Here is a 15,209-nt window from a genome sequence, read left to right as displayed (position 1 = left end):
ATTCGTCCCTTCGGGTCGCGCAGGATTGCGCTGTCATTCGCACGATAAGCGGGACATCCGACCGTGAAGGGGATTTCCGAACCGATATCAAGAACTTGTGCACCGAATGCTAAGAACGGTCGTTCCACGCCGGACGACTGGGCGGCAAGTATTCGGTCGTGGTGCGGCGACCGCCGGTGGTCGTTTCGGCGGTCGCCGCGAAACGTCAGCGGCTCAACAACTCCGTCAGAGCCGTTGCCGTGGCTGGATGCCGATCGAGGAGGTCGAGCCCGGCTGCGTCACCGTCGTCCCACGTGCCGTCACAGCCGAGGAGACCGGCGAGCGCGTCGCAGGTCGCCGGATGACGCGACAGCAGCGCCACCCCCTGGCGACGACGTGCGGGAGCTGGGGCGGGCGCGGGCGCGTCGTCCGACCACGGAGGCACCCACGCGTCGAGGTCCGCGAGCCGACCCGGGAAGATGCGGTCCGCCTCACGGGTCAGCAGCGGAGCCAGCTCGGCGCCCCCTGCCTTCACCGTGGTGATCAGCGTCGGCAGCCACGGCAGCAGCACGTGGTCGGGGAGCCGGGCGAAAGCGTGGGAGACGGCCTCCACCACGAACCTGACCAGGCTGGGCACGGGCTCCAGTGCCTGCACGAAACCGCTGAGGTATTGCGGATACGCGGGCAGCACCAGCGGGTTGCCCAGCAGTTTGTCGCATCGCGCGCGCAGCTCGGCCCGGCTGAGCTGCCCCAGCTGCACCTTGGCGGCCCACGACAACGCGACTGCGGCCGGGTCCTCCGGGTGCGACTGTGACACGGCCAGCTCAAGCTGCGTCCGGTCGCAGCCCAACGACAGTGCCAGGCTCTCCATGTCGAACAGGAAGCCCAGCATCGCCGCCACCTGCCGCACGCTCGTGTGCTCGTCGGTGAACGCCGTGGGCAGCAGGGTGCAGTAGTGCGCGTAGCCGACCTTGACGAACTGCTCGATCCACGACGGCAGTGTCGGTTCGCTGGTCCGGTAGAAGGCCAGCAGCCGTCGCGTTCGCCGCAGCACCTCCGGAGCGCCGTCGGCACTGCGTTCGGCCGCCAGCACCTCCAACGCCCGGGTGCCCAGCTCGGCGGCGAGGCGGCCGCTGCGCAGGTACAGCAGTGCGTCCTCGACGGTCGCGAGCACGGACGCCGCCGTCGCCCGCGAGTCGTACGCGCTGCGTCGCAGCCGCTGCTCCAGCACCTGTTCGACGCTGACGCCCTCGTAGCCCAGTTCGATGAGCGCGCGCTGGTGGGTGCCCAACGCGAGGTCCCAGGACTCCTGGATCGGACGTTCCCCGAGCTGTCGTTGTCCCATGATCGGCCGTGCCGCACCCTGCGGGAGTAGGTACCGCAGCATCCACAGCAGATCCGAGCACGTCTCCAACTCCGGGTTCGACGCGATGTCGAGCAGCGCCCGCTGCACGCCGCGTCGTTGCAGTGCGAGGTTCAGCGGGGCGAGGCGGTCGTGCACGTCCCGGGCGAGGGGTGGTAGCGCGTCGTACCCGACCTGGCCGATCCGGTCGCCGCCCAGCATGGTCTCCACGATGCGGCGCACGTCCCGACGTCCCGGCACGACGTCCTTCTCGATGCAGGTGATAGCCGCGTCCTGGAAGTCGTACGGGGTGGGTTTGGCTCGGTCCCGCATGCCCGCGAGCATGATCGACGTCTCGAACACGGCGATGGCGTCGGCGGTCGAGGCGAGGTAGCCGTTGCGGCGGGCGGCGTGCACGACGTTCACCGACCAGCTCAACAGCTCGGCCTCGTCGAGCGTGTCGAGCACGGGCGGGCGTTGCAGGAACCCAGTCAGTTGGTCCGCCGGTGTCGTCGGTGGCGCGGGATCGGGGAGTGCCGGAGGCTTCCTCCGACGCTTTCCGCCGACCTGACCAGTGAGTTGGAAGGCCGTGGTCCGTGTGCGTTTGAGGTTCTTCTCCCATTCCGTCGCGGCGATGGACACCGATCCGGGAGCCAGTCCGAACTGCGCCTCGATCGCCGCATGGCTGGAGGGAATCAGTCCGTACTGCCACGTGCTGCCGCTGCGGGGGCTGATCTCGAACGTGTCGGTGCCGTCGAGCCCGAACTCCGCGACCTGGCTGGCGGCGTGGAACGCCCCGCACACGTACAGGCAGTCCTCCGGGGCGGTCTCACCGGCGGCGAGGTGTTCGCGAATCCGCGTCCACATGTACCGCTCCCGGTCCTCGTCGATCCGGACCCGAAGGGGGTCGCCCGGAGCCAGCCGCCGGAACAAGCTGCCGATGAGGAACATCACCTGCCGGTACGTGTCGTGGTCGCTGTCGCCGAGCGGCCCCTCGACGTACTGGTGCCACCACTCCGACCAGTGCCGCACCTTCCCGTGACGGAGCAGGTGCTCCTCCAACTCGACGAAGCGAGGCCGCAGGTCGCCGAGCTCGACGCCGACCGCGTCGCCGTGCAACGCGGCCTCCTCCTGCCGCTCACCCGACTGGTCGTCCGAGCGCTGGAGCCTGAGCTCCTCCCACTGGAAGACATGGTCGGCCGACCGGTCGACCAGAACCAGCTCGACGCCGGGAGTGTCCAGCGCGTAGGCGATGGCCTGGTACTCGGCCGACGCCTCGGTGATCGGAGCCACCACCGACAGCGGTGCCCAGTCGGGTGGGAAGCCGTCGACCTCGCTCGCGAACGCCTGCACCGCCACCGGAAGCCGGCAGTTGCGCAGTTCTGTCAGCAGCGGCGCCATGTCCTCGCACAGCTCCAGGTAGATCACCCTCGGCTGCTTCTCACGCAGCCGTCGTGCCATTGCGAGGGCCGAGGCCGGGGAGTGGTGACAGACCGGGAAGATCTCCAGCCGTTCCCGCATCGCGCGGTCGACATCGTCGACCATGCCCAGCAGGATCTCGTCCAAGGCGTCCGGCCCGTCCGCGAACGTGACGGCGGCGTCTCGTAGTTGCGCGCGCAGCGCGTCGAACGTGCTCATGACAGGGTGGCGATCGTGTCGCGGCCGCCTTCCAGGAACTCCGGCCATTCCCCGCCCTCGTCCTTGCTGCGCGGCTCGACGACGCCGTGCAGGTACTTGTTGAGGATGGCGAGGTCCTCGGGTTCGCGCCGGGCGAGCGAGCCGACCAGCGAGGAGGCGAGGGTCCGGGCGGTCAGGGCGCGGTCGCCGAAGAAGTTGCTGTGCAGGATGGCGTCCTCCAGCACCCCGATCTGCTCCGCTGTGGACAGTGAGGACTCCAGCTTCTCGTCGTCGCTGCTCGCCGCTGCCGCCGAGGCCCGCAGGTCGGCGAAGCTTCGCAGCAGCACGTCGAGCAGCGTCGGCGGCACGTCCAGCTCGATCTGGTGGCGCCGCAGCAGCTCCTCGGTGCGGAACCGGATGATCTCCGTCTCGCTCTTCTTGTTCGACACCACCGGGATGCGCACGAAGTTGAACCGCCGCTTCAACGCCGACGACAGGTCGTTCACCCCGCGGTCTCGGCTGTTGGCGGTCGCGATGACGGAGAAGCCGGGCTTGGCGAAGACGATGTTGTCGTGGTCCAGCTCGGGCACGGAGACGTACTTCTCCGACAGGATCGAGATCAGCGCGTCCTGCACGTCGCTCGTGGCGCGCGTCAGCTCCTCGAACCGGCCGATCGAGCCCTGCTCCATCGCCGTCATGATCGGCGACGGGATCATCGACTCCCGCGACTGTCCCTTCGCGATGACCATCGAGACGTTCCAGGAGTACTTGATCTGGTCCTCGGTGGTGCCCGCCGTGCCCTGCACCACGAGTGTGGAGTTGCGGGAGATCGCGGCGGAGAGCAGCTCGGCGAGCCAGCTCTTCCCGGTCCCGGGGTCACCGATCAGCAGGAGACCACGGTCGGAGGCCAGGGTGACGATGGCCCGCTCGACGATGCTGCGATCGCCGAACCACTTCTGCGGGATCTGCCTGTCCACGCCGTCCGCCCGGTCGGGGCCCAGGATGAACAGGCGGACCATCTTCGGTGACAGCCGCCAGGCGAACGGCTTGGGGTTGTCGTCGATCGACTCCAGCCAGTCGAGTTCCTCCGCGTACTTGATCTCGGCGGGAGCGCGCAACAGGTCGGACATGAGGAAAGCCTTTCTGTGTCAGGCGGTGAGGAACGCCTTGAGTTCGTGGACGAGCTTGGTGATGTGACCGGAGATCACCGGGATGCCGAGGTCCTTGAAGCGTTGCCGGAACCACGGATTGACGGCGCCACGGCTCCCGCTGCTCACGGAGCCGACCGGAATGAACTTCGCGCCGGACCGGTGGATCGACGTCATGGCGTCGAAGAGGGTGTCGACCTGCATCTCGTAGAAGTCCGAGATCCACACGACGACCGTGTTGCGTGGTTCGGCGATCTTCGGGCGGAGCAACTCCATCGCCACCATGCCGTCGGTTCCGCCGCCGAGTTGGGTTCGCAGCAGCGTCTCGAAGGGGTCCTGCACCCACGGTGTCAGGTCGAGTGCCTTCGTGTCGTAGGCGATGAGGTGCACGTCGACCTTCGGCAGTCCGGCGAAGATCGAGGCGAGGATCGCGCAGTTGACCATCGAGTCGACCATGGACCCCGACTGGTCCACGACCGCGATCAACCGCTGTGGCGTCCGTAGCCGCGCCGTCCGATGGTAGTAGAGCCGGTCGACGTACAGGCGTTGCTCGTCGGGGTTCCAGTTGACGAGGTTCTTCCAGATGGTGCGGTCGACGTCGAGGTTGCGGAACACGCGCTTCGGCGGAACGGAACGGTCCACCGTGCCCACCGAGGCTTTCTCCACCTCCGTGCGCAGCACCTCGGCGACCTCGTCGACGAAGCGCCGGATCAGTGCCTTGGCGTTGGCCAGTGCGACACCGGAGAGATTGCTCTTGTCCCGGAGCAACTGCTCGATCAACGACATGCTCGGGGTCAGTCGCGCGGCGAGCGTGGAGTCGGCGAGGACCTCGCGCAACTGCATCCGGTCGACCAGCTCCGCTTCGAAGTCCGCCAGCTCCGAACCCAGGGCGTCGAGGTCCACACCTGCTGCGCCCGAGTCGGGCCGCTGCCCTGCTCGACGACCACGCAGGCTGCCCGGCGCGCACCCCAGCGCGCGTTCGAGCCACCCGACGTCGGCCTGCCACCGGGCGAGTCGCTCGGCCGTCACCGCGCCGGGCTGATCGGCGAACACGTTCAGCAGCAGCTTCGACACCAGCGCGGCCCGGGACACCTCGGCGGCCCCGTCGCGCTCCTCGTCCGCGTCCAGCACCATGAGCCGGTCGAACTTCTCGGCCAGCTCGGGGTGCCGTTGCACCACGGTGTCGACGGACACGGTGGGGTCCAGCAGCGCGCTCGGCAGGTCGACGTCCTCGACGACCGCGACGCTCGCCGACTCCAGCGACACGCGTTCCTCGGGATCGAAGAGCCGGGCCAACAGCCGCCAGTACAGCACCTGGCGGCGATTCTCGTGGGAGGTCACGAGCGCAACAACCTCCCCGCGCGTTCGCGCAACGCCTTCTCGGCGGCGGTGGCGGCTTTCTCGACCTTGAGGCCGTTCTTGTCGGTGGTGCCTCCAGCCCATGCTCCCGCGTGGACGGCGACCGGCTTCTTCCGTTTCCCGTGATTCGTCTCCACCGCGAGCGGTTGCAGCACGAACCGTCCGTCGTCCCAGCGAAGCAGCCCGAGACACGCGCTCGACGTGGCGACCGCCTCGGCGGTGAGCGGCCCGGCGACCGGAGCGCGGTCGGCGTCCACGGCGATCCGGGCTCCGGCGACGGTGAACGTCAGCGACTCCTGGTCGTCGTCGTTGTCGACCGTGTAGTGCTCCAGAAAGACCGGCTCGGCGATGGTCGCCGGGTGCCGGTTCAGAGGTGCGGTGGCCGACCCGATCGCGGTGGGCAGCAGCACGCGCGCGGTGGTGAACGCCTCGGCGACCTCACCGAGGCGGGCGTGCTCGTCGCTCCAGAGCAGATCGCCTTCGGCGGTGAGCGGCATGTCCTCGACGTCCATCGCCCGGCCTTCACTGACGGCCGCCAGCAGCGACAAGTGGGGCCGGAGAAGCTGCCAGAGACCCGCGCCGACGACGGTGTCGGGTTTCGGAGCCGACGCACTGGCTCGGACGAGCCGCGGCGGGCCCCCGTCCGCGGGTTCGAACACGGCGTGCACCTGCGCCTGCACAGCCGTGGTGTGCTCGTGCACGTCCACGCCGAGAGGCAGCACGCGCCCGGAGACCGGTTCCGCCGCGGGCACGTCGGTGGCGCCGGAGAGGGTCAACACCATCGCCCGCGACCACAGGTCGGCCCAGCGGCGCAGGGGGAAGCGATCGAAGCGACTGCCCGGACAACACGCGGCGAGTTCCGCGGCGAAACCGTCGAGCAGCACGGCGAGTCGGCGCAAAGCGGGGTCGGGCAGCATTGAGGACACGACGTGTTCCACGTCGGACACCAACTCGTGGTCGAGTCCCTGCCAACCCGCGCGAGCCAGGTCCGATAGCCAGGAGCGGGCCGCGGCGAGGAGGTTCGGCTCGTGCTCCGCTCCCGAAGCCACCGGAAAATCCTGCGGTCGCGTCCGTCCCGTGGCCTCGTCGAGCTGGGCCAGCAGCGCGTCGTGGACCGAGCCGAGCAGCGCGGTGCGCGCAGCGGCGAGCACGACGAAGTGGTCCTCGCCCGCGCCGCCTGTCGACATCTTCTCCACGGCCTCGGCGACCCGGTCGGCCAGCGGTGTGCCGGCGACTCCGTTCGCCAGTTCGGTCAACGCCGCGACCTGCGCGGGGTGGGGATGCAGCAGCCCGTCCACGAGCGTGCGATCACAGGCGTCGAGCACCGCGATCGCGTCGTCGAGCCCGGCCACCTCGTCGGTGAGCACGTCGGCACGCATCACGCCACCGCCCTGGTGGGCGGGAACCAGTGCAGCTCCGGGGAGGGCGTCGTGGTGACAGGCAGCTCCAGATAGGCCAACTGGCGCAGGAACCGGCTGAACACTGAGGCCGACACCGCGTTTTCGGCCAGCGCCAGACAGTCACCGGAATTCAGTGCTCGAACGAACGCCGTTTCGGTGACCTCCTCGGCGGGGTCGAGCCCGAGGTACTGGCCGACTCGCTCGCTGCCGTACTGCAGCACCGCTTCCTTGAGCATGGTCAGGATGTGCTTGCAGTAGGTGCCGAGCGCCCCGCCGCACGGTCGGTTGTTGTTGGTCCGGCAGGAGTACGCCAGACTTCCCGCCTCCACGTAGGAGACGTACACACGCCCCAGGTCCGACCCGCTGGACACGACACCTTGGATCCGCCCGTCGTGCAGCTCGACGAACGGTACCTTCGCGAGCTTGCGAGGCTGAGCGGGTGGTAACACCCGCGCCGTACTGGACCTTTCCCACTCGGACAACGAACCGACTCCCTTGTCTTGCATCACTCGCCGCGCTCTCCGGCGACGCTCCACAGGAGACTAGTTGTTGCCACCGACAGTTTCGGGTCGCTTCGACGTTCTGATGTGAGATCCGGTCCGCCTCAGGGCGCGATCGAGCGCGGACAACAGGGCTCGCCGCGAATCGGCGATCATCCGCACCGACGTGACGGGCACGCGCCGCCACGTCGATGCGGTACTTGGAAGGTCAGGCGGTCTTCTGCCAGACCGAGACGTGCTTGGTGCTCTCGGCCGTGAACTCCGAGCGGTCCCAGTCGGCCCAGCGGTGCTTCAGCGTCATCCCGGCGATACGCGCCATGAGGTCCAGCTCCGACGGCCACACGTATCGGAAGGGGAAACGCCGGAACACCCCCGTCCCATCCCGTGACACGGTGACGTGGTTCGAGCTGAACTGCTGCGTGGCGACGTCGTACTGGTCGAACCCCACGTAGCCGCCCTTGTCGGTGTCGGGTGAGACCGCGAAGGGGACCGTGTCCTGCCCGGGTGGGAGGCGCCGCAGCTCGGGCACACCCACTTCGACGACGAAGTATCCGCCAGGGCGCAGATGTGCGGCCGCGTTCCGGAAGACGTCGACCTGACCGTCCTGTGTGGTCACATTGCTGATCGTGTTGTACACCAGGTACACCAGGGAGAACGTGCCCGACACCCGAGTCGTGGTCATGTCGCCGATCGTGACCGCGATCGTGTCACCACCCGGCTTGTCCGCGATGCGTGCGGCCATGGCCCGGCTGAGCTCGATGCCACTCACGGGCACACCGCGAGCAGCCAATGGCGCCGCGATACGTCCGGTCCCGACGGCGAACTCCAGCACGGGTCCGTCGGCCAGCTCCTCGAGGAGGTCGACGGCAGGAGTCACCACCTCGGGTGCGTTCATCCCGCCGGGATCGTCGTAACCTGCGGCGACACTCTCAGGGAACAAGCCGTCCGCCGGGTCGTCCTCCGGATATCCACCACCTGTCATGCGCAACGACGTTACGCTCGCGTCCCGCCGCGCTCATCCGATTTCTCCGGGCACGACGTCGCCCGACTCGGACGACCCACGCCTCGACCCGACGTCCGGGCGACGGCTCGGGGAGCCGAGCGAACACCTGCTGCGATGTGAGATCACCGCGCCCGTTCGCTCAGTGGCGGTCGTCGATGACCTCGCGCAGCCGGGTCGCCGCGTGATCCAGCGGGATGGCTTCCTGCTCGATGCGTCGGAACGGCGTCGGGCCCGCGGTGGCGACGGTGTCGTAGGCGAGACGTTCGGCTTCGGTCAGGTTCGGCAGGATTTCCGACGACGCCGTGAGGGGGCGACCGGCCTTGTCGTGGTTGACACCGTGTTCGGCGTAGCGGTGGAGGTCGGTGTCGTCCATGAGGATCGAGGTGACCGACGTCGGGGGAGCGACCGTGGGGTCGGCCAGGGCTGCGCGGAACCGGTCGAGGATCGCGTAACCGTCGGCGTCGATGTCGCCCCAGTAGACGACATGGTCGGCGGCTCGCAACCACGGCACGTTCCCGAGCAGCGAGGTCGCGGCCTTGCCTGCACCCTCGACCACGATCGTGTCGGGGACCGGCGGGAACCAGAGTCGGCAGTCGCGGTTCTCCACGACGAGGACGGTACGGGGTGGGTAGGCGACATCGTGCAGGTCGCCAGCGGTCCAGGCGTCGTGTCGGCGACGGCCCGACGCCGTGTACTCGGGATCGACGTAGGTCAGGTGCACGACCGCGAGCCGGGGACGTACCTCCGCGCGCACATCCCGGCCGGAGACCTCACGCACGAGCGAACCGTGGGAGTCGAGCCACTTGGTGTGCATTCCCGGGATTGGGAGCTGTCGCAGTGTCCACGTGCTGACGTCCGGGTGCTGCCGCAGCCAGGCCACCACCCGAAGCAGTACTTCTACGTCGTTCGGCCGGAGTCGGTGGACGGCGCGGAGGTTGGCCGGAGTGAGAACCGCGTCGACGGAGCGTAGCGCGGACGCGAGTTCGCGTGCCCGTTCGACGTCTACAGTAGGCGGTTCAACGTGGACTCGACGAAGCAGCGCGACGGCACCGTCGAGGTCCGCCTCGAGTTCGGCGGGGAACTCACCGGCGACGCCGCGTACGGTGACCGCGCGGCGAACCAACCGGACGCCGTGAGGGAGGCGGTCGGCGACCGCCCGCCAACGGCTGTGCCACTCGTGCCAGACGCCGTACCCCAGCCGTTCCACGGCCTTTCCCGTCGACACGCCGGGCCGCAGCGGCACGGAGAAGGTGACGGAATCGCCGACACCCATGCTCGCGCACACGGCCTCCGCCCAACGCCGACCGATTCGGCTGCGGAGCACCATGCCCGCCGCTTCCGGGGTAAGCAGTGCGCTCATGCGTCCGGCACCCCGACCAGCGGCTTCGCCCACGAGCGGCCTTCGGAGTTCTTCAGGATCAGATACTCCGCGTCGACGTGGGGCTCGATCGCGCTGTGCTTGTCGTTCGGCGCACCGATGATGAGTTGGAAGCCGAGCCCACGCCACGCGCCGATGGCGCGGCCGGTGAGTCGGGCGTCCGCCTTGATCAGCGCTTCGTCGAGGAAGACCGGCGCGTAACGGGGACGCTCGGCTCCCGCGTCACCCAGTTGGTACCGCAAGGCGGCGCCGACGATGAACGCCACGAGTTCCTGCGACTCGCCGCCGGACTTCTCCCCGATGTGGTCGTACACGGCGACGTGGTTGCCGTCGAGGTCGCGCTTCTCGGCACTGATCCGGACGTGGTTGCGGACGTCGACGAGGTCGGCGAAGTCCGGGGCCGTGCGGCGGATGCGGTCGATCACCTTGGCCATGCGGTGGTACGCACGTTCCCGGTCGGCGTCCGTCTCCGCCTTGTCGATGAGGGCACGGACGTCGCGCAGTTCCTTGCGGAACCGCGCGCGGACCGCGGAGTGGCTCTCCTGTGGGTCGATGCGCAGCCGGTGGTTGTCGTCGGCGAACGGCAGGTCGGCGAGGATGCGGTTGACCGGGTCGATCCGGTCACGGATCTCGCGGACCGCCGCGGCGAGTTCGCTGTCCAGCCCGGTGAGGTCGTTGCCCGACAGCTTCAGCAGGCTGTCCCGCCACTCGGCCTCCAACTCGTGCAGGCCACTGGTCTCCAGGTCGGTGAGCACGCGGTCGAAGTCCCGGTACGAGGCGTCCGGGTCGGTCCCGAGGTTCGGGTTCGGCCACCGTTCGAGGAACGTCGAGAAGATGTCCTCCAGCGCCTTCCTCGACCGGGCGATCGTCTCGGTCGCCGAGCGCCGGTCGAGGTCGAGCCGGTCGGTGGCGCGTTGCACCGCCGCGTCGAACTGCGCCAACGTCGTCGCCTCGTCGGACGCTCCGGCGAACAGCTCCTCCAGGTACTCCTGGTGATCCGGGAGGACCTCCGTGCCCGTCTGGGACGCCGCGTCGAGTGCCGTCTGGGCGCGGTCCACCTCGTCCACGGTCGACTCCCACTGCGCGCCGAGCGTCTCCACGGTCTTCTTCTGCTCGCCGACGCGCTCGGTCAGCTCCCGGACCTGCTGCTTCAGCTCGTCGACCTGGCGCTGCAACTGGTCGATCCTCGGGTTGCCCGCACGAACCTCGTCGACGACGGCGGTCCACCGCTGACGTTCCGCCTGCACCGAGGCGACATCCACCTGGTCCCACGAGTACTCGGTCACGGTCTGGTAGGCCGCCCGCCGGGCCTCGAACGAGTTGAGCTCGTCCTCCGCCCGGGACAGTTCCTCATTGGCGTCGTCGAGGCGGCGGCGCGCGACGTCGATCCGATGGTCGAGGTCGGCGAGCAGCCGCGTGTTGGTGAAGCCGAGCACGTTGGCGCGGCCGTGACCGCCATGCGCGCCCCGGCCACGTTCCGACGTCTGTCCGGAGATCGTGAGCGCCTTGGGATACTGCGCGAGCAGGCGGGGCGTGTCGACACACACGAAGTCGAACCGACTGGCGAGTTCGCTCTTGAGCCACGCGGTGAACGGCGACGGCCGGTAGTCCAGCCTGCCGGGCAACGTCTTCGGGTTGAGCGCCACCTCGTCGCGCAGTCCCGTCCGCACGCCCTGGAAGTGCACGCGGCGAGCCGTCTTGACCTTGTTGATGGCCTCGCGGAACGCGTTGAGCCGCCCGACGTCGATGAGCATGCGCGTGGCGAACCCACCGAGTGCCAGGTTGAACGCCTCGCGCCACGGCTCGTACTCGGTGCTCACCTCGATCAGCTCGCCCACGAACGGCAGGTCGTCGGGTGTGAGCCCGGCAGCCTCGGCCAGCGCCGCGCGGGCGGCGTGCAGCTCGCTGGGGATGTTGCCCCGTCGCGCCGTGACGGCCTTGCGTTCGGCGCGCAGCTCGGTCAGTTCCGCCTCGGCCTGCTTCTTCTCCGCCATGGCGTCGGCGAACCGGGTCTGGGCGGTCCGCCGGGCCTCGGTGTCGGCCAGGGTCCGGTGGGCGGTCTCGACGAGCGCGGCGAAGTCGTCGCCGGTGGCCACTGTGGTGCCGATGGCGTCGAGGGCCCGATCCACCTGCCTGCGGGCGCGTTCGACGTCGACAAGCCGTTGTTCGACGCCACGCAACTCGCGCAACGCGGTCTCCAAGCGGTCACCGCCGGAGGCGCGCAATGTGTCGGCTGCCCCGTCGCATTGTGCCTCGGTGGCCTTGGCCAGAGCCTGGGTTTCCGCCAGCTCGTCCTTCGCGCGCCGGTGCCGTTGCGCGAGCTCCCGTTCGGCGGCGCGGAGCAGGTCGAGTCGCCGTTCGTGACACCACAACGCCGCGGGCGAGGACTCCGCCGCGAACGAACCGATCGCGTCGATCAATCGCAACCGCTCCGCCGCGTCGTCGATGGCTCGCCGGTGCTCGCGGATCGGGGTCAGCGCCTTGACCTGCTGCCGTGCGACGATCATCCGCTCGCGGGTGCCGGACAGCTCGTCGAACTGCTGCACCACCGCGTCTGCAGTGGCCACTGTGGACGGTTCTTCGAGGACCATCGTCTTGTAGAGGGCGTCGACGGTGGTGATCTGCTGTCCGGCCTGGATGCGTCCCAGCAGGGCGACCGCCTTGTGTCCGTCGCCTGCGGCGCCGATGCCGAGTGTGGTGTGCAGGCGCGCGGTGAAGTCCCGGTCGGTGTCGAAACACGTCACCCCGGTCGCCTCGACCTCGGAGCGGGCGAACCGCTTCGCGGCCGGGCCCTCCAGTTCCCGCAGTGAGTAGTGCTGGTCGCACGTGGCGCGCACCGCCACGACGTCGTCGAGTGTGCGTGCGGCCGACGGCACGTACCAGGCGCGGAGCGCGGTGAACTCCGCGCCGGTGTGGTCGACCCAGGTCATCGCGATGGCCGACCAGGTGTCCCGGCCGTCGCCCCGCAACACCCGCACTTTCGTCTCGCCGTCGGCCCGGGACTCGTCGAGCTTGCCGCGCGCGTACGACAGGATGTTGCGCTGGTCCTTGCCACGCGGCCTGCCCACCACGCCGCCGTTGGACGCGCCGTTGAACGGCGTCGTGTGCGGCATGAGCAGCGCGATGTAGGAGTCCATGAGCGTCGACTTGCCCGACCCGGACCCGCCGCTGAGCAGTGTGGCCCCGGGCGCGAACCGCACACGGTGGTACCCGTCGTAGCCGCCCCAGTTCACCAGTTGCAGGTCGCGAGCCACCCACTGCTGGCCCCGTGATGCCGCCGGGATCAACCCGAACAGCGTGTCGATCATGCTCACGCCGTGGCCTCGTTCCGTTCGCGCAACCACTGGTGCAGTTCCGTGAGCTTCTCCGTGCTCAACACCACCTCCACCAGCGGAGTGATCCGATATCGACCCGCCGATTCCTCGACGAGCAACCCTTCGGCGGCCAACCGGTGCACCGCACCCCGTACTTCCTGCTGGGTGCGGGCGAGGTTGTGGTCCTCGGGATCGAAGTAGGTCAGCACCGTCTGTTCCAGTTCCTCGATGTCCACGCGCGCGGACGTCTCCCCGGTGCCGCGTTCCCGTTGGAAGACCGTGCGCAGGTGGACGAGCACCAACGTCTCGGCCCGGTTGTAGGACTCGTCGCGGAGCAGGATCGGCACGTCCAGCTCGCTCGACCGCACCTGCTGCTTGTAGGCGACACCCCGGTCGTGGTCGACCACGAGCCGGACGAACAGGTCGTGCATCCGCGACTCGATGATCTGCTGGTTCTCCAGCAGCGTCCGCCACTGGGCCGGATTCTTCTCGGCCAACAGGAACTTGCGGCGCAACAACTGGACCAGCACCCGCCGCACGTCCGCGTCGAGCGTGCCCGCGTCCCCGGGGAACAACTCGGTCGGGTCGCTCTCCATCGGGACCGGCTCGATGAAACCGGTTCCGCCGTCGGTCTCGTGCTCACTCATCGGTGCTCCTGTCCACCGCCGCGACCGCACCGCCGAGGGCGAACCGCCGCCGGGTCCCGTCGGGCCGAACCGTGTCCACGGTGATGACCTCGGCCGTCTCGGTCATCCCGGCGTCGTGGGCGATCTCCAGCAGGCCCAGCAGGTCGACCGGCCGCCGCAGGTCCTCCGCCGCCGCGCGGAACGCCGCCACGACGTCCACGCTGTCGGAGTCACCGGCGAACGTCGTCAGGTGGTCTTCCAGCTCCGCGTATCGGGGACCACCCCAGGCGCGGGTGTCCGCGGTCGTCACGTCCTCGCTCTCCTCCCACTCCCGCAACGGTGCGGGCGGCTGCGGCGGTCGCAGCTCACTCGTCCGTTGGCGCAGGTGCCCGACGTCGGCCACCGGCAGCCGACGCAACGGCTCGACCGGCTCCCCCCGGCGAGAACCGGGCACCCACGCGTGCAAACCGGACATCACGTTCCGCAGCAGCTCGTCGACCTGGCGGTCGCGCAACGGGTCGTGGTCGCGCACCTGGGTGGTGATGACGTGCGACGCCTGGCGCTGCGCGGCCAGCACTTCCTTGACCCCCTGCTCGACCCGGCGGGAGATGTCGGTGAGCTCCCGTCGCTGCCGCTCCGGCAGCAGCTCGGTGAACTTGTGCTTCAGCACCACGCGAAGCTGGCTCCACAGGTTGTCGATCTGCACCGGGTCGCCGATGAGCCGCAACGCTCCCGCGAAGGCCCGCCCTTCCGGGGTGGCGTCCAGGATGCGCTGCCCTCGATCCAGGTACTCGCGGAGCACCTCGCCGGTCGGGCGCACGTCGTGGCGCAACTCGGCGACGACGTCCCGCTGCACAGCCTTGATCGACTCGGCGACCCGGGCGAAGTCCGCGGGCAACTCCCGCGCCAGATGCAGCACGTTCTCGGCGGCTTCGAGCAACTGCTCGTCGGGCACGGTTTCGACCGCGCCGCCCCGCTCCAGCCGGGTGAGTTCCTTCTGCCGCTGCTGGATCTCCTCGTGCAGGCGGGAAATCCTGGCCATGACGTCCGGGTCGGCGTCCTGCGCGAGCCGCTCGATCGCCTCCAACAACGTCCTGACCCGCGACTCCGACACCCGCGTCCGCACTCCACCGACGCGGCCGGCGACCTCCAACGCGCCCACGCCGTACGCCGACAGCCGATACGCCTCGACGTCGTCGTCGGAGACGTGCCGCACCAACCACCCGGCCTGCACCCATTGCCGGCACAGGTCCCGCGCGGTCCCGGCCGGCAACGGCTGGTTGTCGTCCTCGCCGTACCCGGCGGCGCGCAACTGCTGAAGCGCGTCGTCGATCTCCGCGTGCGCGTCCGCCACCGCCACGCTCGGCCGCTCCGCGGTGAAGACCATCGCCAACGCCGTCACCACGAACGGCGCGTGCGTCTGATGGAGGAGGGCGAGCATAGGGTTCTGGAACGCTCGCAGGGCACCCTGGTAAGCGCCTTCTATGCCTCGTGTAGCCATCGCCGCGTAGCGTACGGTGTGCGTCCGACACGGTCGGTGACC

At 69.2% G+C, this 15,209-nt stretch carries 10 protein-coding genes; all 10 read right to left on the bottom strand.

Features of this window, described 5'->3' with window-relative positions; translation table 11 throughout:
* Nucleotides 1-205: 205 nt before the first annotated feature.
* A complete protein-coding gene (locus JAV51_RS07690) occupies nt 206-2,959 on the bottom strand; it encodes a DUF5682 family protein (RefSeq protein ID WP_197319960.1) in 2,754 nt (917 codons plus the stop codon).
* Nucleotides 2,956-4,068, bottom strand: coding sequence for an AAA family ATPase (locus tag JAV51_RS07685; protein ID WP_197319959.1), 1,113 nt, complete (start codon nt 4,066-4,068; stop codon nt 2,956-2,958). The genes JAV51_RS07690 and JAV51_RS07685 overlap by 4 nt, the downstream gene beginning before the upstream one ends.
* Before the next feature lie 18 nt (nt 4,069-4,086).
* Nucleotides 4,087-5,427 carry a VWA domain-containing protein gene (locus JAV51_RS07680; RefSeq protein WP_307845769.1) on the bottom strand — a complete coding sequence of 447 codons (1,341 nt, stop codon included), beginning with the start codon at nt 5,425-5,427 and terminating at the stop codon, nt 4,087-4,089.
* Complete coding sequence (locus JAV51_RS07675; RefSeq protein WP_231641577.1) at nt 5,424-6,824, bottom strand: hypothetical protein; 1,401 nt, start codon at nt 6,822-6,824, stop codon at nt 5,424-5,426. The genes JAV51_RS07680 and JAV51_RS07675 overlap by 4 nt, the downstream gene beginning before the upstream one ends.
* Nucleotides 6,824-7,216 (bottom strand): hypothetical protein, encoded by a 393-nt coding sequence (locus JAV51_RS07670; RefSeq protein WP_307845768.1) that lies wholly within the window; start codon nt 7,214-7,216, stop codon nt 6,824-6,826. Before JAV51_RS07670 ends, JAV51_RS07675 begins: the two co-directional genes overlap by 1 nt.
* 337 nt (nt 7,217-7,553) lie before the next feature.
* Nucleotides 7,554-8,327 (bottom strand): class I SAM-dependent methyltransferase, encoded by a 774-nt coding sequence (locus tag JAV51_RS07665; RefSeq protein WP_197319956.1) that lies wholly within the window; start codon nt 8,325-8,327, stop codon nt 7,554-7,556.
* Between the two features lie 160 nt (nt 8,328-8,487).
* Nucleotides 8,488-9,708, bottom strand: a complete 1,221-nt coding sequence (locus JAV51_RS07660) for a DUF3322 and DUF2220 domain-containing protein (RefSeq protein ID WP_197319955.1) — start codon at nt 9,706-9,708, stop codon at nt 8,488-8,490.
* Entirely contained in the window at nt 9,705-13,040 is a 3,336-nt protein-coding gene (locus JAV51_RS07655; RefSeq protein ID WP_197319954.1) for an ATP-binding protein, read from the bottom strand. Before JAV51_RS07655 ends, JAV51_RS07660 begins: the two co-directional genes overlap by 4 nt.
* Nucleotides 13,037-13,687, bottom strand: a complete 651-nt coding sequence (locus JAV51_RS07650; RefSeq protein ID WP_197319953.1) for a DUF4194 domain-containing protein — start codon at nt 13,685-13,687, stop codon at nt 13,037-13,039. The genes JAV51_RS07655 and JAV51_RS07650 overlap by 4 nt, the downstream gene beginning before the upstream one ends.
* Nucleotides 13,680-15,167, bottom strand: a complete 1,488-nt coding sequence (locus JAV51_RS07645) for a DUF3375 domain-containing protein (RefSeq protein WP_255534886.1) — start codon at nt 15,165-15,167, stop codon at nt 13,680-13,682. Before JAV51_RS07645 ends, JAV51_RS07650 begins: the two co-directional genes overlap by 8 nt.
* Nucleotides 15,168-15,209: the final 42 nt, after the last annotated feature.

The organism is Saccharomonospora sp. NB11 (assembly GCF_015910535.1).
In the GTDB taxonomy this organism is placed as follows: Bacteria; Actinomycetota; Actinomycetes; order Mycobacteriales; family Pseudonocardiaceae; genus Saccharomonospora.
The sequence above is the reverse complement of the archived record's forward strand: the minus strand, read 5'-3'. Positions and strand labels throughout refer to the sequence as shown.

Coding starts and splice junctions, on each gene's coding strand:
- JAV51_RS07675 (WP_231641577.1), bottom strand. CDS start 6,824: ATGCGTGCCGACGTGCTCACCGACGAGGTGGCCGGGCTCGACGACGCG.
- JAV51_RS07665 (WP_197319956.1), bottom strand. CDS start 8,327: ATGACAGGTGGTGGATATCCGGAGGACGACCCGGCGGACGGCTTGTTC.
- JAV51_RS07660 (WP_197319955.1), bottom strand. CDS start 9,708: ATGAGCGCACTGCTTACCCCGGAAGCGGCGGGCATGGTGCTCCGCAGC.
- JAV51_RS07645 (WP_255534886.1), bottom strand. CDS start 15,167: ATGGCTACACGAGGCATAGAAGGCGCTTACCAGGGTGCCCTGCGAGCG.
- JAV51_RS07685 (WP_197319959.1), bottom strand. CDS start 4,068: ATGTCCGACCTGTTGCGCGCTCCCGCCGAGATCAAGTACGCGGAGGAA.
- JAV51_RS07690 (WP_197319960.1), bottom strand. CDS start 2,959: ATGAGCACGTTCGACGCGCTGCGCGCGCAACTACGAGACGCCGCCGTC.
- JAV51_RS07650 (WP_197319953.1), bottom strand. CDS start 13,687: ATGAGTGAGCACGAGACCGACGGCGGAACCGGTTTCATCGAGCCGGTC.